The following is a 22929-nucleotide window of genomic DNA, read 5'->3' as shown; positions in this document are numbered from 1 at the left end:
AGCACAGGCTTACCGTTATTAATCATTATTGCGGGAACGATTGCGAAGGAAAGTAGGAATATCAAGCTGATCATTGCTGCTCTGATTGCCAAACGGCTTCAGATTTACATTACTCTTGTCCGTTTCCGGCTGCTGTTGTTGCTGTTGTTCCCCTTGTGGCATTCCAGGACGACGTACCGGCGGGATTTGAGCAGGCTTGCTCTCAAAGCCGGTAGCGATAACCGTTACTTTGATTTCATCCTTCATGCTTTCCTCAATGATCGCACCGAAGATCATGTTCACTTCCGGATCAGAAGCAGATGTTACAATCTCGGCCGCTTCATTCACTTCATACAAGGAAAGATTGGTCCCTCCCGTAATATTCATGATCACACCGCGAGCACCTTCGATAGAGGTTTCAAGCAGCGGGCTCATGATCGCCTTGCGGGCAGCCTCGGAGGCTCGATTCTCACCCGTAGCCAGTCCGATACCCATCAGAGCCGAGCCGCGTTCTGTCATGATCGTTTTCACGTCGGCAAAGTCAAGGTTGATCAGACCCGGCACTTGGATCAGATCAGAAATGCCCTGAACGGCCTGACGCAATACGTTATCAGCTTCTCGGAACGCTTCCAGCATCGGTGTCTTCTTATCCACGATCTCCAGCAAGCGATCATTCGGAATGACGATGAGTGTGTCCACTTTCTCTTTCAATGCTTCAATGCCAAGCTCCGCTTGGGAAGCACGCTTGCGTCCTTCGAACGTAAACGGACGAGTGACAACCCCAACCGTTAATGCTCCGCACTCCTTAGCAATTTCAGCAATGACAGGAGCAGCACCCGTTCCGGTTCCGCCACCCATACCGGCCGTAACGAATACCATATCGGCACCCTTCAGGGTGTTCATGATCAAATCGCGGGATTCTTCCGCAGCCTTCTTGCCTACGTCAGGATTGGCGCCGGCACCAAGTCCGCGAGTGAGCTTGTCCCCGATTTGCAGTTTATGTTCGGATTTGGCAAGGTGGAGTGCCTGAGCATCCGTATTGACCGTAATGAATTCAACACCCTGCACACCATTCTCAATCATTCGGTTAACGGCGTTGCTGCCGCCGCCACCTACTCCGATTACTTTTATTTGAGCTAAGCTCTCCATTTCAAAATCAAATTCCAACATCTAATCCATCTCCCCCTCAATGTGCGTGGATGGCACGTCCACAGTCGAATGAATCCGCTATATAAACTCGCTGAACATCTTTTTCAAGCGTTCAATAAATCCCGGCTTCTGGCTGGTCTCCTGAGTTGCTGCGACAGGACTTTGCTGCTTAGCGCGGTTCACCGGTTTCTTGCTATTTCCGCTGCTGTTGTTGCTTCCTCCTGTATTGCGTACACGTACGTTCCGGATTGCATTATGGAGGATGCCGACTCCGCTGCAGTATCCCGGATCACGAACACCGATGAAATCGGGAACCGCAATCCGTACGGAAGTCGCCAGCTCATTTTGTGCCACCTGCAGCACACCAGGCATGGACATAGTGCCCCCAGTAAGTATATAACCACCAGGAAGCTCGCTGTAACCCAAGCGCTTAATTTCTTGGCGCACCAATTGGAAAATTTCCTGAACGCGAGGTTCTATGATAGCTGCCAGATCTTCCTGAGTGAACTCCTTGTCCACATTGCTTCCAATTCTTGTTACCTTAAACGTTACTTCGTGTGCGGCACTCTCGATCAGCGCGCATCCGTACTTCAGTTTAACCTTTTCTGCTTGATCCGTCAGCGTTCGCAGGCCATAAGCAATGTCATTTGTCACGAAATCTCCACCAACCGGAAGCGTCGAAGTTGCGGCAATGCTGCCTCCTTCGAACACAGCCAACGTGGTTGAGCCCGCCCCGACGTCAACCAGCACCGAACCCATCGTTTTCTCATCCTTGGACAAGGCCAGCTGTCCGGCACCAAGCGGAATCAGCACCAGATCCTTCACTTTCAGACCTGATTTCTCCACACAACGTAACAGGTTATGTATTGCCGTTTTGGCGCCAGTAATAATCGTCGCTTCAACTTCTAGTCTTACGCCGATCATTCCTCGCGGATCAGAGATTCCTTCCAAACCGTCAACTACAAACTGTTTAGCAACCACATCGATAATTTCACGATCCGGAGGAAGCGCCACGACTTCCGCTGCTTTCAGCACGCGGTCGATGTCCTCTTCACCAATTTCGCGATCCTCGTTCGATACTGCCACAACTCCATGGCTGGATTGAAGTCCGATATGATTTCCAGAAATGCCGACATATACTTCGGATATTTGAATACCGACCATACGCTCCGCATGATCAACAGCGCTGCGAATGGATTGTACGGTCTGGTCGATATCTACAATTGCACCTTTGCGAATTCCCTCCGAGTCGGCAGATCCAACTCCAATAATATTAAAGGTTCCATTATTAACTTCCCCAATAATAGCACGAACTTTGGATGTACCGATGTCCAAACTAACAATGATGTCATTGTTGCTCAAGCCCTGGCACCTCCTGTTTTTAGCAAATTAATTTTGATTATAAAGAATACATTTCTACTTATTCAACACTCGTGGGTCTTTCCCTCTTTTTTCAACATTTTTTTTACTGCCAACATTTGCTATAACAGGCCGTAAAAATCATTCAAAAAAGAAGAGCCGAAACAAGTTGTCAATACTTTCAATTGTACCATTTATTCCAATCCCTGAGTAGGGGGTTATTGCCCTTCTTCCGCGTCTTCTCCAACTTCTTCTATAAACGGCACGTAAGAGTCTGCTTCCAGCATCGTAATCACACCCGGCCGCTCCATTTCGGTAACCTGATTCAGATATTCTACTTTGTCACGGAGCAAGGAGACCGAAGTGATAACTTCGAATTTGGAACGTGTATACATCTTGATCCGATCCGGAAAAGATAGCGTCGGTGACGGCATGATTTCCGAGATATCGGAGGTCAGGCTGCCCGAAATCTCCGCAAGCACTTCGCTAAGCACAGCCTTGTTGGGGTCGCCTGGATCCCAATTGGTCAAAATAGGCTTCTCAACGGCAATACCGCTCGCTGTAACCGGAACCGAGTTACCGCTTGCCAGTATGGCTTGAAGTTCCCCGCTGTCGGACAGCTCGTAGGCCACCGTAGGATGTTCCGTTACCACGATGCTGACTTCGCCCGGAAAGCTCTTGACCACTTCAGCCGACTTAATCGTTCCGAGCTTCATCAGCCGTTCCTGCACATCTTTCGGCTCAACGCCAAAGTACTGGTCTCCGATGTGGAGTCCGCTTTGCTTGATAAGCTGCTCATTGGTATTAAACGTATTGCCTGTAAATTGAATCTCGGTAACTTGGCTGACTGACGACCGAAAAAACAGAATCGTCAGCAGGGCTACGAACAGCAGCAAAAGTATCCATATGATTTTTTTGGCTGTTTTCGGTTTAGGCTTGTCCTGCTTCAGGACAGGCATATGTGTCTTGGACATATCCACTCTCTCCATAAAGACCTGTTATCCCCTCCTTGTTCGGAGGGGAAGCCCAGGACCTCAATTGGCTAAATCAAGCGGTTTTGGCACCGGAGATTGACGATAGATCCGGGCGCCTAAACCTTGGAACATGTTTTCAATACGATCATAACCGCGATCAATATGGTGAACTTGCTCCACCACGGTCGTTCCCTGCGCGGCCAAACCGGCAATGACGAGCGCCGCTCCAGCCCGAAGATCGGTTGCCTCCACCGTAGCTCCATAAATTCTCTGAACACCGCGTATAAACGCGTAGTTCAGATCCGTGGAAATGTCCGCCCCCATACGGGAGAGTTCCTCCACATGCTTGAACCGTCCTTCGAATACCGTCTCTTTCATCACGCTAAATCCGTCCGCCAAGGACAGCAGGACCATAACCTGAGATTGCAAATCAGTCGGGAACGAAGGATACGGTGAAGTCACGATACGTTCCACCGCTTTAGGACGGCTCATACAGCTTATGTTTATTATATCATTGCATATACTGGTTTGAACACCGGCGCGCTTTAGCACATGTATAAGGGAAGTTAAATGAGATGGATTGGTCTTTGTAAGCGTTACACTACCGCGGGTGACAGCTGCTGCGATCATGACGGTGCCGGCTACGATCCGGTCCGGTATAATCTCGTACTCGCAAGGCTCCAGACGCTCCACGCCATGGATCGTGATGGTATCCGTTCCTGCGCCGATAATGTTCGCTCCCATCTTGTTCAGGAAATGCTGAAGGTCCTGAATTTCAGGCTCTCTGGCGGCATTGGTGAGCACCGTTGTGCCAAGCGCCGTTGCTGCTGCCATCATGATATTCTCCGTTGCCCCTACGCTGGCAAAATCCAGATGAATATCCGTTCCGACCAGCCGGCTTGCCCTGCAATGGATCTTATCGTTACTCTCCTCGATTTCCGCACCAAGCGCCTGCAATCCCTGAAGATGGAGGTCGATCTTGCGTTCTCCGATCGCGCAGCCCCCTGGCTGATAGATCGTCACTTCACCAAAACGGGCCAGCAGAGGTCCCATCAAAAAGATGGAGGATCGCATCTGCTTCATTAAATCTTCCGGGACATGAAACGAATTGGCAGACGAGGTATCCACGGTAACCGTCTCCAGCTCATGCTTGCATTTGGAGCCAAGACGGCTGAGAATGCTGAGCATCACTTCAATATCCAGCAGGTGCGGGACATTGCTTAATCTTACAGTCCCTTCTGCCAGAAGACTAGCTGCTAGAATAGGTAAAGCTGCATTTTTTGCTCCATGGATACGAATGGTTCCAGATAGGGGCCTTCCACCCTCAATCACCAATTTGTCCAATGTATCACCTCCGAGTTTACCGCTCGCCCAGAACGTACACCTCAGGCACCATGTGAATTCCGTTCTTTTCCGAGATGGTTTCCTTAATACGTTCCATCAAAGCGAGCACGTCCTCTGCTGTCGCTTGACCGGTATTCTCAATGAAATTGGCATGCTGTAAAGAAACTTCTGCGCCCCCGATCCGCAGGCCCTTAAGACCGGCAGCCTCGATCAACCTCGCGGCATGGTCACCGGGCGGGTTGCGAAAAACACTGCCTGCCGTTGCGGATTGGAGCGGCTGTGTACGCCGGCGACGGTCCTTGTAGGAGGACATAACAGCTGAAATTTCTTTGCGGTCTCCTTGACGGAGCCCAAATACCGCTTCAGTCACAATCCCTTTTCGTTCATGCAGAATGGAGTGTCGGTAATCAAACGCCATATCTTTCGCAGCATACGTAACCAATTCCCCTGTCTCCAGTACAATGTCAGCGGACTTGAATATGCGTGACACATCAGACCCATGGGCACCTGCATTCATATAGACGGCCCCTCCGACCGATCCAGGAATGCCTCCGGCAAATTCAAGACCGGATAATCCTTCTTTTCCGGCCAGAACACTGAGCTTGACAAAAGACAGACTGCCGCCTGCATTTACCGTCTCTCCGTCAAAATGAAGCCCCTCAAATCCCTGGCCCAGCTTGATGACCGCTCCCCGAATGCCTTTATCGGCAACCAACATGTTTGAACCGCGGCCCAATTGTGTCCAAGGTATGTGATGGGCATGGAGAAGGGTGACCAGTTCCCTGAGCTGTTCCTTGTTCTCAGGTATAATCAGGCAATCGGCTGGTCCGCCTATTTTCCACGTCGTATATTTTGCCAGCGGTTCATTCCATAACACTGTTCCGATATTGGCCTCTGATAGTAGCGATTTCCACTGCTGCATTTTAAATAAACCTCCCCTTGACTTTCAAAACCAAAAGGCCATTCCTTCAACTGGATGAAGAGATGGCCGCTGTCAGTAATGCCGGCCTCATGGGTGTGTCACGATTATAGAGTATCTTATGTCAGGCTCCATAGGTGTGTGACAATCGCCCAGCCGATTTAGCGTTTGCCGGTTAACCGGCGGATTTCTTGAACCATGACGGATGCCGAATCCGGTTTGCCGAGCTTTTTCGCAGCCGCGGACATCGCCTCTCTGGAAGTACGACTGGTCATGATCTCCTCAAGCTTTGCGAACAGCGATTCCGCCGTCAAATCCTTTTCAAGAATCATGCTGGACGCACCCGCTTCCTCCAATTGCCTCGCATTTGCCTCCTGATGGTTATTGGTGACGTTAGGTGAAGGGATAAGTACGGATGGAATGCCAAGCGATGTAATCTCCGCCAGGAATGAAGCTCCCGCACGGTTTACAATCAGCGAAGTAGCCGCAAGCACTTCCGGCATATTATGAACGTATGGCACGATATGAAGTTGATTCGGCATGGTACCGAGCTGGGACAGAATGGATTCACGCGTGTTCTCAAAATAAGTTTCGCCCGTAACAAACACGAAATGTACACCCGGCAGTTTCTGTATGAACGGCGCCATCCCGATCATCGCGTTATTGATCGCCTTGGCACCCCGGCTTCCGCCGACGATCAGTACGACCTGGCTGTCCACCGGAATGCCGAGCGTAGCAAATCCACGTTCACGATTGGCGGATAATACCGTTGTCGCACGTGGATTTCCTGTATATACCGTTCTTTTGGCTTTAGGAAAGGAAGACTCCGATCCCTCAAAGCTGACCGCCACCGTATCCGCATAGCGGCTGAGGAACTGGTTGGTTAGGCCGGGAATCGCATTCTGCTCATGAATCATGGTTGGTATCCCGAGCTTGGCCGCTGCATAAACCACCGGACCGCACACATAACCTCCGGTACCGATCACGACATCGGGTTTAAATTCCTTCAGCAGGGCCTTCGATCGCTTCACGCCTTTGAAAAAACGCATGATCGTCTTCACGTTATCCAGCGACAGCTTGCGCCGGAACCCCGTGATATCGATGCTCTCAAACGGCAGCTTCTCCTGGGGCACCAGCTTGCTTTCGAGACCCCGCGTACCTCCGATATATAAAAACTCCGTTTTCGGATCTTCCTTCTCACATTGTCTTGCAATGGCAACGGCGGGGTAAATATGCCCCCCCGTTCCGCCGCCGGTCAATACGACACGCATACCCTTCACCTCGCATAACGGGAAATATTTAATAGAATGCCCAGCGCCGTCAGCATCAGCGTCAATGAGCTGCCTCCGTAACTGATGAGCGGCAGCGTAATCCCTGTCACCGGCATTAAACCGATAACGACACCGATATTGATAACGACCTGTATGGCGACCATGCCCACGATCCCAACAGCCAGCAGACTTCCAAAGCCGTCGGATACCGTCATGGCCACTCTCATGCCCCGCCACACCAAGGCAGCGAACAAGAGCAGTACAATCAAACCGCCAATGAATCCAAGCTCTTCGGCCAAGATCGAAAAAATAAAATCAGTCTGCGGCTCAGGTACATAGGCGTACTTCTGGCGACTCATGCCAAGCCCGAGCCCGCCGAGTCCACCCGGCCCTATGGCATAGAGGGATTGGATGATCTGATAGCCTGCGCCAAGCGGATCGGACCATGGATCGAGAAACCCGGTTATCCGCTTCAGCCGGTAGGGGGCTGTCAGAATCAAGCCAATGAAACCGGCAACCCCGCCTAATGCGAGAAAGCCCAGATGCTTCATCTGTGCCCCTGCGGTAAAAACAATCATCATCGCAGCTCCAAGCATAACGGCACCCGTACCCAAATCAGGCTGCAGCATAATCAATCCGAATGCCAGTCCGATTAAACCAAGCGGCGGCAAAAGCCCCCTAGTAAAAGACGTAATATCATAATCTTGCTTACTGAGCCAGCGTGATAGAAACAGAATCATGCCCAGCTTCATAAACTCGGAGGGTTGAATTCCGAACGAGCTAATGCCGAGCCAGCTTCTGGCTCCGCCGCGAACAACGCCGACCCCTGGAATAAGTACGATAATCAGCATAAAAAAGCAGACCAGCAATGCAAGCTTGCTGTATTTCTTCCAAACCCGATAGTCGGTCCTCGATGTGAAGTACATGGCAGCAAGCCCCAAACAGGCAAAAAACAGCTGACGCTTCACAAAATAAAACTTATCGCCATAGTCATGAAATGCGAGGACGGATCCTGCGCTGTATACCATGACGATTCCGATGGCCAGCAGGGCCAAAATACAGATAAGCAGCCACAGATCGGGCGCCTGGCGGTTCTTGTTCATGGAAAGGCCACCTCGTACATCCTTAGTAGGGGCTTATCCACCCCCCTACTTAAAGGTTATGCACCGCCTCTTTAAAAATGCGTCCTCGATCCTCGAAGGAAGGAAACATGTCCCAGCTCGCACATGCGGGAGATAGTAGAACAATATCCCCGCTCTCTGCGAGCCCGGCAGCCTTCTGGACAGCCGAGGTCAAAGTCGCGGCGGCGTCCTTCCCATTATCGACGAGGAAGATGTCCTTTAATCCGGCTTTGGCAGCAGCCTTCGCGATTTTCTCCTTCGTTTCGCCAAGAAGCACGACGGCTTTCACCCTTCCTTGCAAGGAAGGAATCAATTCCTCATAATCCGACCCGCGGTCAAGCCCGCCCGCGATTAATATGATAGGCTCCTTGAACGAAGTCAATGCCATGTGCGTCGCCTTGGAGTTCGTTGCCTTCGAGTTATTGTAATAGGATACGCCCTGAAGCTCGGCAACGTATTCCAGGCGATGCTCAACACCGCGGAAGCTGGATAAAGCTTCTTCCAGCTTATCGGGAGCAACGCCGGCCGCTATGGCGATCGCACAGGCAGCCAATGCATTCCCTACATTAAATCTTCCGGGCAGTCCGATGTTCTCCACACGGATGATCTCATGCGTAAACCCTTCGCCATCTGTATAAATCAGCGTACGCCCCTGATCGTCGTCGTCCGAGTCCGGGGTACCGGCAACATATGGCGGCATTACGTGAACCCCTTCACGAAGGCTCTCACTCATCGAAAAAGGCACAATGCGCGCCTTGATATACGGAACAAGGTTTCTGCACACGGGATCATCCCAATTGAGCACAGCGGTATCATCTGCAGTCTGGTTGGCGAACAGCTTGGCTTTGGATGCAACATAATCATCCATTCCGCCATGGTAATCAAGATGCGTTTCCGCAATGTTGAGAAGGCAGGCAATACGCGGCCTGAACTCCTCTGTTCCTTTTAATTGAAAGCTGCTCAGCTCAACGACCATCCAATTGTTTTCAGTTGCTTCTGCTGCAGCCTCGGATAGTGGCGTGCCGATATTACCGGCTACAATCGGGGAAAGACCCGCGTTTTCCAGCAGCTTGCCTACCCAGGTTGTCGTCGTTGTTTTGCCATTCGAGCCTGTGATGCCGATGATCGGTGCTTCACACAGGTGATAGGCGATTTCAACTTCGGTCACGACAGGAATCTTAAGCTCCAGCGCCTTTTGAACAGGCGGGGCGGAATACGGAATTCCGGGATTTTTGACAAGAAGCGTTACACCGGGATGAATAAGATCATCGGGATGTCCACCGCAAATAACAGAAATACCCAAAGCCTCGAGCTCCGAAGCTTCAGGACACTGTTCTCTTTCCTTTCTGTCGTTCACAATGACGGAGGCTCCGGCTTGATGCAGCACTTTAGCTACCTGTACTCCGCTTTTGGCCAGTCCCAGTACGACGATATGCTTATCCCGATAATCTTCTAGCTGCTTCATATGTTACAACCCCTTGTTGATATAAAGTCCGAGTCCCGCAAGTATCAGTCCCACGGCCCAAAATGTAAAGACGACGCGCCACTCCGACCACCCGGATAATTCATAATGGTGATGGATCGGGCTCATTTTGAATATTCGCTTGCCTCTGGTTTTGAAGGAAACCACCTGAAGCACAACGGATAACATTTCTATGACGAATACCCCGCCAATAATGAGGAACAGCAGCTCGCTCTTGGTTACGATCGCTATGGCGCCAATAGCGCCCCCGATTCCTAAAGACCCTGTATCTCCCATGAACACTTTAGCAGGGTGAGCGTTAAATACCAGAAAACCGAGTACCGCACCGATCATCGCCGCTGCGCAGAATGCCGCCGCGAACGACGTAGACTGGATCGCCACAATGGCATAAGCGCCAAAGGCAATCGCACTGACACCGGACAGAAGACCATCCACTCCATCGGTGAAATTCACCGCGTTGCTGATGGCAAGCATCATGACCACGATGAACGGATAATAGAACCACGGCCCCCAATCAAAGGACCAATCCATTCCTGGAACGCTTATCGCCGTGCTATGGCCGTTGGAGATCAACAGCCAGCACATAATGCCGGAAAACAGAAGCTGTCCAAACAGCTTCTGCCTGGCCGTGAGTCCTAATGATCTGCGAAATACGATCTTAATATAGTCGTCAAGAAAGCCGATCAAACCGAAGCCGAGCGTCGCTACGATCATCACATAGAAATCAGTATCGACTGGAGAAAATTTAATATAAGTCAGTGTAAAAGCAAGCAGAATCACAACGCCGCCCATCGTTGGCGTTCCGGCTTTTTTCAAGTGGCTCTGCGGACCGTCGTTCCTAACCTGCTGGCCGAACTTCATCCGCCGCAGCAGCGGAATGAGCAGCGGAGCCGATATCACCGCAAGCACAAACGCTACACCGATTGTTAATAACAGCAATTGAAAGTCCATCAGCTCACCCCCTCACTCCGTTGTTGCCGCCAGGCAGCGCCTTTAACGCGTCAACTACGTGTTCCAGCCTCATGCCGCGCGAGGCTTTCACCAATACGATATCCTTCTCCGTTACCCGCTCCAGCAAGGCTTCGATCAGTTTTTCTTTATCCGTAAACGGAAGCACTGCTCCTTCAGGAAAGCGGTCTTTCGCTTTCATAGCCGTGTGAAGAGACAATGGGCCGAAGGTGAACACAAGATCCGTGTTGTCCGGAGATAAGTAATCTCCAATCTCGGCATGGAATTCTTCTTCACGCTGACCAAGTTCCAGCATGTCCCCGAGAACGGCAATTCGCCGGTGGTACCCTTTCATATCACCAAGCACGTCCAATGCCGCCTTGACCGCGGTAGGACTCGAATTATAAGCATCGTTCAGCACGGTGACCCCGAAAGCAGTCTCCACGGCTTCGATCCGCATGCTCGACAGTTTCAGATTGGCAAACCCGCTGCGAATAGCTTCATCGCCAATTCCCAAATGGGCTGCTACAGCCATCGCCGCAAGCGCGTTGACTACGTTATGACGCCCGAGAAGCGGCAAGCTAAAGCCTTCGCCCGCATGCCGGTTCGAAGTGAAGATGATTCCTCTTGCATGGAACATAAGTCCCGTCGGATAATCGTCATTGGTTTCTTGATTGCCAAACGTAAATGTTCGAAGCCCTTCTGGCTTCACCGTAGTTTCTTCAGCAAGCACCTGGCGGATCAACGGTTCGTCCCCATGGTAGATCAGCAAGCCGCCCGGCTTCATGCCGCTAATAATTTCAAGCTTGGCGCGGGCGATTTCTTCGCGCGAACCGAGCTGAAGCAGATGCGCTTCCCCCACGTTGGTAATCACCGTCATATCCGGATGAGCAATGTTCGAAAGGAGTTCAATCTCGTGACGTCCGCTCATGCCCATCTCAAGCACGATAATATCGGTGTCTTCCTTCATCGCGAGGACGGTTAACGGAAGACCGATATGATTGTTGTAATTGCCTTGCGTCTTGTGAACGTTAAACGTGGTTTCAAGCAGTGCGGACACCATGTCCTTCACGGTGGTTTTCCCGTTGCTGCCGGTTATGCCCACCACCTTGGCGCTGCTCTCGGACAAATAGGCCGCCGCAAGCGTCTGGAGCGCCGTTAACGTATCCTCCACGAGAATGAGCGGCAGGTCGGGAATCGGTTGATGATCTCTCTGCCAGAGCACTGCGCCGGCTCCGCTGGCGAGCACACTCTCCGCGAACGCATGCCCGTCAAATTTCTCGCCAACAATCGGAACAAACAAATTTCCCGGCTGTATGGTTCGGGAGTCGGTACCGACCCCTTGAATGATAATATTGTCATCTTGGTTACGTGAGAGCGTCCCGCCGCACATGTCGGCGATGCTCTTTAATGATTTATGGATCACTATTGTCTGCCCCTTATCGCGTCTTTGGCTACGATGCGGTCGTCAAAATCTAGCACTTCGCCCGCAATCAGCTGGTAGGTCTCGTGACCTTTCCCCGCAATCAATACTACATCGCCCGGGCTTGCCATTTCAATAGCCTTTTCAATCGCTTTCCGGCGATCAACGATGAGTTTGTAGCTTTCTGTTGACACCCCGTCCTCAATCAAGCCGGCTTCGATATCCTTCAGGATCAAATCCGGATCTTCCGTGCGGGGATTATCGGAAGTCACCAATACAACATCGCTATATTTCGCAGCAATTTTACCCATGATCGGCCGTTTGGTCCGATCCCGGTCGCCGCCGCAGCCGAATACCGTAAGCACTCGGCCCTCAGCGAATTCATTAACGGTACGCAGTACATTTTCGAGTCCGTCCGGCGTGTGCGCATAATCAACGATCACGGCGTACGGCTGACCTTCATCCACGACCTCAACGCGGCCGTCAACGCCGGGCACGGACTCCAGGCTGTTCTTGATATCCTCGAGAGGGATTCCCTCAAGAAGCGCGGCAGCGATCGCGGCCATGGCATTATACACGTTGAATTTCCCTACCATTCGAATCGCAATATCCGCACTGCCGCGGAAGGTATCCACATGGAACGAGGTGCCTTGAGCGGTGATTGAGATGTTGCTTGCCCGTATATCCGCATCTTCTCCCAAACCATAGGTAATCACTTCCGCCGCCGTCTGCTTGGCAAAATAAGCCGAAGCCTCATCATCCGCATTCAGGACGGCATATTTGCGTGATGGTTCATCCTTGGCAAAAGCGTTGCCCAGCCGGGAGAAAAATAACCCTTTTGCCCCGCGGTATTCTTCCATCGTATGATGGTAGTCCAGATGATCCTGCGTCAGGTTTGTGAATATAGCCGTTCGGAAGTCCGTTCCCTTTACCCGTCCCTGTTCGAGCGCATGCGAGGATACCTCCATCACGCAGCACTCGGTGCCTGCGTTCGCCATATCGTTCAAGTAACGCTGGAGCTCCAGCGCCTCTGGGGTCGTTCTTGGCATCGGGAAGGACTGACCATCGTATTTCATCTGAATCGTGCCGATCAATCCGGTCTTCAAACCGTAATCATTCATGATCGTCTCGATCAAATACGTTGTCGTTGTCTTGCCGTTCGTTCCAGTTACGCCAATCATCTTCATGCGGGAGCTCGGCTGATTATAAAAGGCGTTCGCCAAACCCGCCATCGCAAAGCGGCTGTCCCTCACAATGACTTGCGGAAGGTCGACCTCAAGCTTTCGCTCAACAACCAATGCCGCAGCGCCTTGGTCAGCGGCCTGGGCTGCAAACTGGTGTCCATCTACCGTATGGCCCGGCAGACAAATGAACAAATCCCCCGCTTTCACTTGTCTTGAGTCTGTTTCAATCCCCGTGATTTCAACTTCTCCGGATCCTTCGATAACAGCAGCCGCCAATACGGATGATAATTGCTTCAATTTCATTGTTATCCCTCTCTCTATATATCTGCATCATCCGCCCTCGCTCCTGAATCGGATGATGCCTTAATGTTCGTGCTTGGTTCCCTCGGGGTCTTCACCCATATAGATCCGGATGGTAGACCCTCGCTCTACCCGACTTCCCGGCTTCGGCGCCTGGGAAATCACTGTGTTGCCGGTCCCGGACTTGGCCAGCATGAAATTCATATTCAGATCCTCATACAGATCCTGAACCGTAGCTCCGACCAGGTTCGGTACAGTCACGGTAGGCGTCTCACCATACTTGTATTCACGGGCAAGCTGGTCTTTACGCGGCGGAACATTCATATAATGCAGCGCATCCTCCAGGATGTTCTGCACGATCGGAGCAGCCACGACGCCACCGAATTGAATGCCCTTCGGATTATCTACCGCCGTATACACCACAATTTCAGGATCATCGGCAGGCGCGAATCCGATGAACGATACGATATGCTCGGTCGATGAGTACCTGCCGTTAATAACCTTCTGGGCGGTTCCCGTCTTCCCTCCGACTCGATAGCCGTCGATGAAGGCAGGGCGTCCGGTCCCCTTAGCAACGACGCTCTCGAGTGCCTCGCGGACTTGCTTGGATGTTTCCTCCGAGATCACTTGTCTGACAAGCTCCGGCTTGATTTCCTCGACCGTCTCTCCCGTTTCTGGATTGACCCACGCCTTGGCCACATGCGGCTTAAACAATTTGCCGCCGTTAATGGCGGCGGACACTGCAGCAACCTGCTGGATCGGCGTAACCGATACCCCTTGCCCAAATGCCGTTGTCGCCAGCTCAACGGGACCGACGTTATCGAGTTTGAACAGGATGCCATTCTCTTCCCCATTCAAATCGATGCCCGTCTTTGCCCCGAAGCCAAAATCGCGGATATACTGAAACAGGCTTTCCTTGCCCAGCTTCTGACCTAACGCCACGAAGCCCGGGTTGCAGGAGTTCTGGACAACCTCCATGAAGGTCTGACTGCCATGGCCGCCTTTTTTCCAGCAGCGCAGTCTCGCTCCACCGACCTCTACCGCTCCACTGTCAAAGAAGTGGTCGTTCTTCAGGTCAACCTTGTCCTCTTCAAGGGCAGCGGCAAGCGTTATAATCTTGAATGTCGAGCCTGGTTCATAGGTCATCCAGATCGGCAGGTTGCGGTTGTACGTCTCGGCTGAAAACTCCTGGTAATTGGCAGGAGAATACCCTGGCCTGCTGGCCATTGCCAAAATCTCACCCGTCTTGGGATTCATGGCGATCGACCAAGCCCCATTCGCCTGATACTTCACCATGGCTTGATCAAGCTCCCGCTCCATTATGGACTGAATCGATTTATCGATCGTCAGCTCCAGATTCAGACCGTCGCGGGGCTCTACGTATTTCTCCGAGGAGCCCGGCATGATTCTTCCGCCCGCATCGGACAGATAGGATATTCCGCCTTCGAATCCCTTCAGCTTGTCGTCATGCATGGCTTCCAGCCCGGTGAGTCCCTGGCTGTAGGCTCCCGTGAACCCCAAAATATGGGCTGCGAGATCGCCATAGGGATAATACCGTTTGTTATCCTCAGCAACAACGATACCCGGCAGCTTCAAATCACGAATTTCCTGAGCCAGCTCCATCGTAATTTTTCGTCCACCGGGATTTATCCGTTCCAACCTCGAACGTTTCGTAATGATTTTCTTGATATCGGCTTTGTCCATGTTGATAAGCCCGGCCAAGGTTTCGGCCGTATGGTCCGGATCTTTGATTTGTACAGGAATCGCCCAAATGGTCGGTGTCGTTATATTCGTAACCAATGCGGTTCCGTTGCGATCCAAAATTTCACCACGCTGTGCCGCAAACGGAATGTCGCGGCGCCAGAGATCCTCCGCCTTCGCCGACAGCTCCGCGCCTTTCCCAATCTGTACATAAGCCAGTCTGATAATCAGTGCTGAGAACAGCAGGAGCAGCAGCAGCAGGCTCCAGAGCAGCCTTCTCCGCTGCGATACCTTGGATACTTTCACCTAAGCTTCCCTCCCTGTTTGAACCCGAAAGCTCATGATATGCGTTCTTCACATGAGTATTCGGGACAAACCCGGGTTAGAACAAGCTATTCCCCTTCTGTCTTGCCTGTTGCTTCTGTTTCTTCATCGGTGGATTCTTTACCGCTGGATTCCTCGCTGCCATCGGACGATGTTTCATCAGAGCTGCTGCTTCCCGTGATCAACTCTTGAGCCGACTTCAGCGTTAACTGCACAATTCGCTGGCCATTCTCCTTGGCTTCCAATTGCGAAACAACGTAGCCCTCACCCTGAACATTAACCTTTACTTTCATCAAAGTGAGCACTTCCATGGCGTCCCTGAGCGATTCACCCTCTAAATTCGGTATTTTCATCGTTGGACTATCCTCTGTAAGAAGATAGATCCGTTGACCTGCACTAATGATCGCATTGGCAGGCGGGTATTGCTCCTTCACCGTGTTTCCGTTGCCCAAGGTCTCAAACGCCACGCCATCCTTCAACAGCTTGGCTTTTACGTCACTCAGCTTCAACCCCGTAAAATCCGGTGCTTTCAGGGAATCCTTCAGCGATGTTACTGAATTCGTTTTTTCTTTATCCTGCTTTACATTCGATTTGGGAACGCCCCAATAATTCAATGTCTTGGATACGATCTCTTTAAATATAGGTGCCGCCAACGTACCGCCGCCCTTTTCAACGTTAGGTTCATCGATAATGACCAGCACGGCTATCTTCGGATTCTCGACGGGAGCGTACCCGATGAATGAAACGACTTGTTTCGTACGGTCTTTATATCCGCCGCCGGATTTTATAGCGGTACCGGTTTTGCCCGCAACCCGGTAGCCGTCGATATATGCAAGCCTTCCTGTACCATTTACCTGGTCAGCTACAACTTGCTCAAGGTAAGTCCCTGTCTCTCTTGCGGCCTCAGGAGATATGACCTGGCGCACGACTTTCGGTTCGATTTTCTCAACCTTGCCCGTGTTGGGGTCCTCGATCTGCTTGACCATATGAGGCTGCATGAGCTTGCCTCCGTTGGCAACGGCTGAAATGGCCGCAATCTGTTGAATAGGCGTTACGGATACGGCGTATCCGTAGGTCATGGTTGAAATATCGGAGTCATAAGTCATATTTAAGGTACCGAGAATCTCCCCCGGAAGATCAATGTCCGTTTTCTGCGTAAACCCAAAATCCCGAATATAGTTGGTAAATCGTTCCTTGCCGAGCATTTCGTAACCCAATTTTACAAATGCCACGTTACTCGACCTTTTCACGCCTTCGAGGTAGGTAATAGGGCCCCAGCCTACGCTGTTAATGTCCCGGTGGGTTCTTCCACCCGCTCTTATGGATCCGGATTGATAAATCGCACCCGGGCTAAACAGCTTTTCCTGCACTGCGCTGGCAAGCGTAACAATTTTGAAAGTTGATCCCGGCTCATAGATGGACCGCACGGCATGATTGATAAAATTCTTTTGATTCCATTTCGAATATGTATTGGGATCAAAAGTCGGCATATTGGCCATTCCCAGTATTTCCATCGTGTTCGGATCCGCTGCGATGACCGTCATACTGATTGGTTTATATTGGTTATACGTGTCGCGCATCGCTTCCTCGATATAATACTGGATTGTATCGTCTGTCGTCAGTACTAAATTATTCCCATTTATTGCAGGCTGGTATAAATCGTCTTCACTCGGGAGCTTGACCCCTTTCTTATCACTCTTGTAAGAAGCGAATCCATCGGTTCCCTTCAGCTTGTCGTCATAAAATTGCTCAATGCCCCCGATACCCTTGCCCTGGTGATCGGTATATCCCAAGATATGTGCAGCCACTGTCTTTTGTGGATAAAATCGTTTTGACTCTCGCTGAAAGCCGATGCCCGAATCGGGAACTTTACCGGTTGCCTTTAATTTTTTATTCAAGCTTTCACTAAACGCTTTAACCTCTTCCATCTTCTCCTGGTCAATCTTCCATCCCTCGCTGCGGACTTCGCGGCCCTTGAGGTATTCGCCCTTATCGTCTTTAGCTTTAACCAGTTCACGGAGTTCGTCCTCATCCTTGTCGAGAATCTCATGCAGTCCTTTTACGACCTCATTCTCCATGCCATTAGCCTGAATGACCGCAGGATTCACAATAACTGTAAAGGCAGGCGCATCCATGGCAAGAATATCGCCGTCCCGATCCGTGATCGTTCCTCGCGTGGCTGGAAGATCCTGTTTACGCGACCATTTCGATAAAGCTTGTTCCTTCCAGAAGTCGTTATCGATCACCTGCAGCCAAAACACCCGACCAATCAATAAAGCAAAAAAGAGGGTTATACATCCCCCTATTAGCACGGTACGCAGTTTGATTTTTTTTATCATCGGTCAAAACCTCACACTTCAATCATTTTGTCCCGAGTCCGAATTCTGTGTCTCGGATGACCCCGAGACCGGTGATAGATGGATCGTATTATTGTTATCAATAGGGACATAGCCCAGCTCTTTGGCCTTGTCCAATATTTGCGTCTCCAGTGTTTGCTTCTCAACCTGAAGCTGATTAATATCTCGTTTCGCTTGGAGTATGTCGTTCTCCGTCGACTGGATCTGCCGGTTCAAGTCATAGGAATGAACATGACTCATGCCAATGACGCCCATGACGGCAACCACAAATACCACGGATAACAAATACAGCAGCTTTTCTTTTTGCGGAAGCTGGGAACGACGTTTGACGACTTTTGTCTTCTCGAGATAAGCGGACTGCTGCGTTTCCTTCTGTCTCTCCTGTACGGCTAAATTGCCGCGCGTGTAAGCCATGGCTGATTCTCCTTCTTCAGGGATTTTATGTTTCTACAGTTTCTCCGCAATCCGCAGCTTCGCCGAACGCGCCCTTGGATTACTCTCAATCTCCTCCGCAGAGGGGATAAGCGGTTTACGGTTCACCAACTTCAGCTCACCTTGGCCACCTCCGCATACACACATCGGAAAATCTGGAGGGCATGTACACTTGGGAATGTAACTGTTAAAAATCTGTTTGCATATCCGGTCTTCGAGCGAGTGAAACGTGATGACCGACACTCTTCCTCCCGGTGCAAGACATCGCACTGCTTGGTGAAGCGCAACTTTGAATGCGCCAAGCTCATCATTTACCGCTATACGAAACGCTTGAAAGCTTCGTTTGGCCGGGTGGCCGCCTGTTCTACGAGCTGCGGCCGGAATCCCTTCCTTAATCATCTCGACAAGCTCGCCGGTTGTCTGAATAGGGCTCTGTGCCCTTCTTTCAACAATGACCTTGGCAATCCGCCTTGAAAATTTCTCTTCACCGTATTCATACAATATTCGCGCAATTTCCTGTTCCGGCCATTCGTTTACAATCTTGGCTGCGGTAAGCTCGGCGGATTGATCCATCCGCATATCCAGCGGGGCATCATGATTGTAACTAAACCCTCTCTCCCCTTCATCGAACTGCGGAGAAGATACGCCCAAATCGAACAGTATACCGTCAACTTGCGGCTGCCCGTTCTCGTCAACCTCCACTTCGTTACGGAGCACTTCCTCCAAATCACGAAAATTGGTTTTGACGAGCGTGATCCGGTCCACATACGGCTTCATGACTTCCCGGGCGTTATTCAAAGCCCAATCGTCCTGATCCAATGCGATTAACCGACCATTCGAACTTAGTTGGGAAGCAATCAGCGAGCTGTGCCCTGCTCCCCCGAGCGTACAGTCAACATATATACCGTCTGGTTTGATGCGCAGCCCTTCTGTCGCTTCTTGCTTAAGCACTGTGATGTGATGGAACAAAGCTGCAGCCCTCCATTGTGTCTCATTCATGATTTTAAGTGTAACTTGTCCATTTCAATACGATGTTCCTAGCTGGTTATAAATCAAAATCAAAATCTACCAGCTTCTCAGCAATGTCATTGAATGCTTCCTCCGATTGCTGATAGTAATTCTGCCACTGCTCCTTGCTCCAGATCTCCACTCGGCTCGATACGCCGATGACGACGCATTCCTTCTCGAGCTTGGCGAACTCGCGCAAATTGCCCGGCAAATTTACCCTTCCCTGTTTATCCCATTCACATTCCGTCGCCCCGGAGAAAAAAAACCGGGTGAATGCGCGTGCATCCGACTTCATGAGCGGCAGGGATTTGAGCTTCTGTTCCATGATGGCCCATTCATCTTTGGGGTATACAAAGAGGCAATTGTCCAATCCGCGGGTTACGATAAACGAGGTGCCCAGGAGGTCGCGAAACTTAGCAGGGATAATGATTCTCCCCTTATCGTCGATGCTATGTTGAAACTCCCCCATGAACATCAGGCACTCCACCCCTTAACCCCGATTCCCCACTTTGCACCACTTTCCACCACTTTAGGATAATAGATTCGGCGTCAAGAATCAAATACCTTCTATCGAGCATTTGTTTTTTTGGAACTTTCTCTCAGAACATTCGCACAAAAAACCTCCTTTCATCCCGCATGGGGATGGAAAGGAGGTTTGCAAATGATCTAAAGCTGCTGCTGTTTAGTGCTGAGCCCAGCTGTCCAAGTAAGACTTCTGCTCAGCGCTCAGGCTGTCGATTGTAATACCTAGACTTTCCAGTTTATACAAGGCAACCTGTTCATCCAATTCGTAAGGAACATTTACAACGCGGTTACCGATGTTCTTGTAGTGATCATTCACATGTTTGAGCGACAGTGCCTGGAGCGCAAACGTCATATCCATAATTTCCGCCGGATGTCCGTCACCTGCCGCCAGATTCACCAAACGGCCTTCGGCAAGCAAATAAATCTTACGGCCATCTTTCAGGTGATATTCTTCGATATTGCGCCGAACCGTCCGAACCGATTGAGACCGTTCTGACAAATCCGGTTTATTGACTTCCACATCGAAGTGACCGGCATTGGATAAAATGGCACCGTCCTTCATGACATCAAAGTCTTCCCCGCTGATGACATCGCGGTTACCCGTGACGGTTACAAAGAAGTCTCCCAATTTGGCCGCTTCGCGCATTGGCATGACGCGGAAGCCGTCCATATAAGCCTCAACGGCCTTAATCGCATCAATCTCGGTCACAATAACGTTGGCACCAAGACCTTTGGCACGCATGGCCACGCCCTTGCCGCACCAGCCATACCCTACGACAACAACCGTCTTGCCTGCAACCACCAGGTTGGTCGTCCGGTTGATTCCGTCCCAAACCGATTGTCCGGTACCGTAACGGTTATCAAACAAGTATTTGCAGTATGCATCATTCACGGCAACCATCGGAAATTTCAGAGAGCCTTCTTTCTCCAAAGACTTCAGCCGCAGGATGCCTGTCGTTGTCTCTTCCGCTCCGCCCCGAATTCCTTCAAGCAGATCGGTACGCTCGGAGTGCAGGATCGTAACGAGATCCCCGCCATCGTCGATGATCAGATCCGGTCTGGTCTCCAGTGTTGAAATGAGATGCTGCTTGTATTCCTTAGGATCCGGGTTATACTTGGCAAACACCGTGATCCCGTCTTCTACCAATGCGGCACATACATCATCTTGAGTTGACAGCGGATTACTGCCCGTAATCGTCACTTCAGCGCCGCCGGCCTGAATGACTTTCGCCAGATAAGCGGTCTTGGCTTCCAGATGCAAGGAGATGGCGACTTTCAACCCTTTGAATGGCTGTTCTTTCTCGAATTGTTCACGCACCCGGTTCAATACCGGCATATGCGCCTTCACCCAATCGATTTTCAAATGACCTTCCGGTGCCAGTTTCAAGTCGGTAATATTGCTGGTTTGTATGGATGATGAGCTCATTTAACGGCCTCCTATGATCTGATGTTTGAATTCCTGATCGTTATACGTAAACGACCCTGTGAATGCCCGAAGCAGCGTATGGGATTTCCATCAGGCGATCCACCAGATTCAATCCATAACGATTCATGTATTCCAGGATATTGTATACCCTCTCCTGAGGTTTCCCTTCCGGCAACAACGTCTGTTCAATGCGCTTCCACTGTGCCAGTGCGGCCTCATGCTGCTGTTCCAAGGCATTCCGGGATTTACTTAACAGGTAATCCATCTGCTCCAATATTTTATCTTTATTGGTTAGACCTAATTTTAACAGTCCACTTTGCATTTTGCCAAGATCTTCTATTAAAGGCTGATATAATGCTTCAAATTGTTCCCGGGTTTGACTGAATCGTGCTTCCAAATTCAGCTCGTCCTTGCTGGCAAGCCAAGCCTCACGCTTCTCGGACAAGTGAAGCTGGACATCCTCGAAGGACAATCCGTATTTCTCCATCAGCTTATGGACAGTTCCATCTACGATGGAGAATGACATTCTTGGGATGATCAGCGGCATCTGCAAACCCAAGTCGGAGAATGCATAACGCGTAATCGCCCAATAGGAAATCTCGCCTGGACCGAGTATCGTCCCGAGCACGGGCAGCAGTGAATCCTGCATGATTGGACGGGTCAACACATTGTTGCTGAAGCGTTCAGGGTGCTGATGCAAATCCCGAAGCAGTTCATCTTCCGTCAGCGAAACGATGCCTTTCCGGTCTGAGAATACACGTCCTTCTCGGTAAAGCAGCAAGCGTCTGCCTTCATGCAAGTAGAACAAGTTAGCCCCATTCTCGGATACATCAGCCTGGACTTCATAACCCTGACCCGCGACATCCCTCGCAGCCTGCTGGTACGAAAGTCCCATTTGTTCGTTGCGGGTAATCAATGATTCGAATATGGGTACTTCCAACGCCCGAAGTCCCGGGTCTGCCGAATCCAGGAGTATCAGCCCATATTTGCCGAACAGATAACTGATCAGTTTAGCGAATGCCTCGCTGAGCCCGGCCGAACCGTTCAGCGATTCCCTCGCCATCTTCAGCAGATCTGCCTTATATTCGCTGTCTGCCAATTGAGTCTGAAGCTCTGCCAGCATCGAATTCCAATCTTCCTCAGCAACGTCAGTGTAACTAACTGACGTCCTGAGTCCGTCCTTGGCATCAAGCTTGATCTTGGAAAGCTGCAGATCCTGATTCAGGAAGTACGTATGATTTACTTCATCCCAATCATGATCCTCCCCGGCGATCCAAAATACAGGCACGACAGGACGTTTCAAGCGCTCTTCCGCCTCGCGGGCCGCTTGAATAACGGTAATTGCTTTATATATGACAAGCAGAGATCCAGTGAACAAACCGCTTTGTTGTCCGCCAACCATCGTAACCGTTCCTGGCCGCTCCAGAAGTTGGAGTGATTTATGTACAGCGGGATGATCATTGTGTTTCTTATTGTACGTCCGAAGACAATCCGCCAACGCTTTACGCTGAATTCGCTTGTCTTCAGAAAGATCCAGCCATTGTACCCGTTCTGCAAAGCTGTGCTCGCCGCGGTAATCTTCACCGTAGAACCCGCTTACCCGGTCGAAATGATGAATATAATCCTGAGCGAGACGCGAAGCGAGGGATAATGGTTCCGGAACGATATTCATGAGGTATGCCTCCTATTCTACGTCGCAACC

At 50.8% G+C, this 22929-nt stretch carries 18 protein-coding genes; all 18 read right to left on the bottom strand.

The annotated features are described in order from the left end of the window. Positions 1 to 18: 18 nt before the first annotated feature. The 18 genes from ftsZ to bshC all read right to left on the bottom strand — a co-directional run bounded on the left by ftsZ (position 19) and on the right by bshC (position 22899). Entirely contained in the window at positions 19 to 1149 is a 1131-nt protein-coding gene (ftsZ, locus tag MKY82_RS09795; RefSeq protein ID WP_194541671.1) for a cell division protein FtsZ, read from the bottom strand. Between the two features lie 57 nt (positions 1150 to 1206). Beyond that, positions 1207 to 2490: a cell division protein FtsA gene (ftsA, locus tag MKY82_RS09790; RefSeq protein ID WP_194541670.1), complete on the bottom strand. Its 1284-nt coding sequence runs from the start codon at positions 2488 to 2490 to the stop codon at positions 1207 to 1209. 215 nt (positions 2491 to 2705) lie between these two features. Then, complete coding sequence (locus MKY82_RS09785; RefSeq protein ID WP_339296020.1) at positions 2706 to 3461, bottom strand: FtsQ-type POTRA domain-containing protein; 756 nt, start codon at positions 3459 to 3461, stop codon at positions 2706 to 2708. Positions 3462 to 3521: 60 nt separating this feature from the next. Beyond that, positions 3522 to 4805: a UDP-N-acetylglucosamine 1-carboxyvinyltransferase gene (gene murA / locus MKY82_RS09780; RefSeq protein ID WP_071222989.1), complete on the bottom strand. Its 1284-nt coding sequence runs from the start codon at positions 4803 to 4805 to the stop codon at positions 3522 to 3524. A gap of 16 nt (positions 4806 to 4821) precedes the next feature. Continuing rightward, the gene (gene murB, locus MKY82_RS09775) at positions 4822 to 5727 is read right to left on the bottom strand and encodes a UDP-N-acetylmuramate dehydrogenase (RefSeq protein ID WP_339296019.1); all 906 of its coding nucleotides are present in this window, start codon (positions 5725 to 5727) and stop codon (positions 4822 to 4824) included. Positions 5728 to 5885: 158 nt separating this feature from the next. Then, positions 5886 to 6995 (bottom strand): undecaprenyldiphospho-muramoylpentapeptide beta-N-acetylglucosaminyltransferase, encoded by a 1110-nt coding sequence (gene murG / locus MKY82_RS09770; protein WP_216533906.1) that lies wholly within the window; start codon positions 6993 to 6995, stop codon positions 5886 to 5888. A 5-nt stretch (positions 6996 to 7000) separates the two neighbouring features. Further along, entirely contained in the window at positions 7001 to 8098 is a 1098-nt protein-coding gene (gene spoVE / locus MKY82_RS09765; RefSeq protein WP_339296018.1) for a stage V sporulation protein E, read from the bottom strand. Between the two features lie 49 nt (positions 8099 to 8147). After that, on the bottom strand, positions 8148 to 9581 hold the full coding sequence (gene murD / locus MKY82_RS09760) for a UDP-N-acetylmuramoyl-L-alanine--D-glutamate ligase (protein ID WP_194541667.1): 1434 nt from the start codon (positions 9579 to 9581) through the stop codon (positions 8148 to 8150). Between the two features lie 3 nt (positions 9582 to 9584). Next, a complete protein-coding gene (gene mraY, locus MKY82_RS09755; protein WP_216533902.1) occupies positions 9585 to 10550 on the bottom strand; it encodes a phospho-N-acetylmuramoyl-pentapeptide-transferase in 966 nt (321 codons plus the stop codon). A 4-nt stretch (positions 10551 to 10554) separates the two neighbouring features. After that, a complete protein-coding gene (murF, locus tag MKY82_RS09750) occupies positions 10555 to 11973 on the bottom strand; it encodes a UDP-N-acetylmuramoyl-tripeptide--D-alanyl-D-alanine ligase (RefSeq protein ID WP_339222800.1) in 1419 nt (472 codons plus the stop codon). Beyond that, complete coding sequence (locus MKY82_RS09745; protein WP_220686037.1) at positions 11973 to 13457, bottom strand: UDP-N-acetylmuramoyl-L-alanyl-D-glutamate--2,6-diaminopimelate ligase; 1485 nt, start codon at positions 13455 to 13457, stop codon at positions 11973 to 11975. The genes murF and MKY82_RS09745 overlap by 1 nt, the downstream gene beginning before the upstream one ends. A gap of 60 nt (positions 13458 to 13517) precedes the next feature. Beyond that, entirely contained in the window at positions 13518 to 15461 is a 1944-nt protein-coding gene (locus MKY82_RS09740; RefSeq protein ID WP_216533897.1) for a stage V sporulation protein D, read from the bottom strand. An 86-nt stretch (positions 15462 to 15547) separates the two neighbouring features. Beyond that, positions 15548 to 17818: a penicillin-binding transpeptidase domain-containing protein gene (locus tag MKY82_RS09735; protein ID WP_339296017.1), complete on the bottom strand. Its 2271-nt coding sequence runs from the start codon at positions 17816 to 17818 to the stop codon at positions 15548 to 15550. Between the two features lie 18 nt (positions 17819 to 17836). Continuing rightward, entirely contained in the window at positions 17837 to 18250 is a 414-nt protein-coding gene (locus tag MKY82_RS09730; protein WP_220686039.1) for a cell division protein FtsL, read from the bottom strand. A gap of 33 nt (positions 18251 to 18283) precedes the next feature. Beyond that, complete coding sequence (rsmH, locus tag MKY82_RS09725) at positions 18284 to 19237, bottom strand: 16S rRNA (cytosine(1402)-N(4))-methyltransferase RsmH (protein ID WP_339296016.1); 954 nt, start codon at positions 19235 to 19237, stop codon at positions 18284 to 18286. Positions 19238 to 19313: 76 nt separating this feature from the next. Beyond that, a complete protein-coding gene (gene mraZ, locus MKY82_RS09720) occupies positions 19314 to 19751 on the bottom strand; it encodes a division/cell wall cluster transcriptional repressor MraZ (protein ID WP_009590832.1) in 438 nt (145 codons plus the stop codon). A gap of 207 nt (positions 19752 to 19958) precedes the next feature. Beyond that, a complete protein-coding gene (locus tag MKY82_RS09715) occupies positions 19959 to 21227 on the bottom strand; it encodes an adenosylhomocysteinase (RefSeq protein WP_220686040.1) in 1269 nt (422 codons plus the stop codon). A 40-nt stretch (positions 21228 to 21267) separates the two neighbouring features. Continuing rightward, a complete protein-coding gene (bshC, locus tag MKY82_RS09710) occupies positions 21268 to 22899 on the bottom strand; it encodes a bacillithiol biosynthesis cysteine-adding enzyme BshC (protein ID WP_339296015.1) in 1632 nt (543 codons plus the stop codon). Positions 22900 to 22929 lie beyond the last annotated feature (30 nt).

Origin of the sequence: Paenibacillus sp. FSL W7-1279 (assembly GCF_037969845.1) — a bacterium.
Classification (GTDB): Bacteria; Bacillota; Bacilli; order Paenibacillales; family Paenibacillaceae; genus Paenibacillus_AQ.
Note: the sequence above shows the minus strand (reverse complement) of the source record. Positions and strands in the feature narration are given on the sequence as shown.

What these genes read in the sequence shown, in the direction of transcription:
- ftsZ (WP_194541671.1), bottom strand. Translation starts at nt 1,149, where the DNA reads ATGTTGGAATTTGATTTTGAAATGGAGAGCTTAGCTCAAATAAAAGTA.
- MKY82_RS09785 (WP_339296020.1), bottom strand. Translation starts at nt 3,461, where the DNA reads ATGTCCAAGACACATATGCCTGTCCTGAAGCAGGACAAGCCTAAACCG.
- murB (WP_339296019.1), bottom strand. Translation starts at nt 5,727, where the DNA reads ATGCAGCAGTGGAAATCGCTACTATCAGAGGCCAATATCGGAACAGTG.
- murG (WP_216533906.1), bottom strand. Translation starts at nt 6,995, where the DNA reads ATGCGTGTCGTATTGACCGGCGGCGGAACGGGGGGGCATATTTACCCC.
- spoVE (WP_339296018.1), bottom strand. Translation starts at nt 8,098, where the DNA reads ATGAACAAGAACCGCCAGGCGCCCGATCTGTGGCTGCTTATCTGTATT.
- murD (WP_194541667.1), bottom strand. Translation starts at nt 9,581, where the DNA reads ATGAAGCAGCTAGAAGATTATCGGGATAAGCATATCGTCGTACTGGGA.
- mraY (WP_216533902.1), bottom strand. Translation starts at nt 10,550, where the DNA reads ATGGACTTTCAATTGCTGTTATTAACAATCGGTGTAGCGTTTGTGCTT.
- MKY82_RS09745 (WP_220686037.1), bottom strand. Translation starts at nt 13,457, where the DNA reads ATGAAATTGAAGCAATTATCATCCGTATTGGCGGCTGCTGTTATCGAA.
- MKY82_RS09735 (WP_339296017.1), bottom strand. Translation starts at nt 17,818, where the DNA reads ATGATAAAAAAAATCAAACTGCGTACCGTGCTAATAGGGGGATGTATA.
- MKY82_RS09730 (WP_220686039.1), bottom strand. Translation starts at nt 18,250, where the DNA reads ATGGCTTACACGCGCGGCAATTTAGCCGTACAGGAGAGACAGAAGGAA.
- mraZ (WP_009590832.1), bottom strand. Translation starts at nt 19,751, where the DNA reads ATGTTCATGGGGGAGTTTCAACATAGCATCGACGATAAGGGGAGAATC.
- MKY82_RS09715 (WP_220686040.1), bottom strand. Translation starts at nt 21,227, where the DNA reads ATGAGCTCATCATCCATACAAACCAGCAATATTACCGACTTGAAACTG.
- bshC (WP_339296015.1), bottom strand. Translation starts at nt 22,899, where the DNA reads ATGAATATCGTTCCGGAACCATTATCCCTCGCTTCGCGTCTCGCTCAG.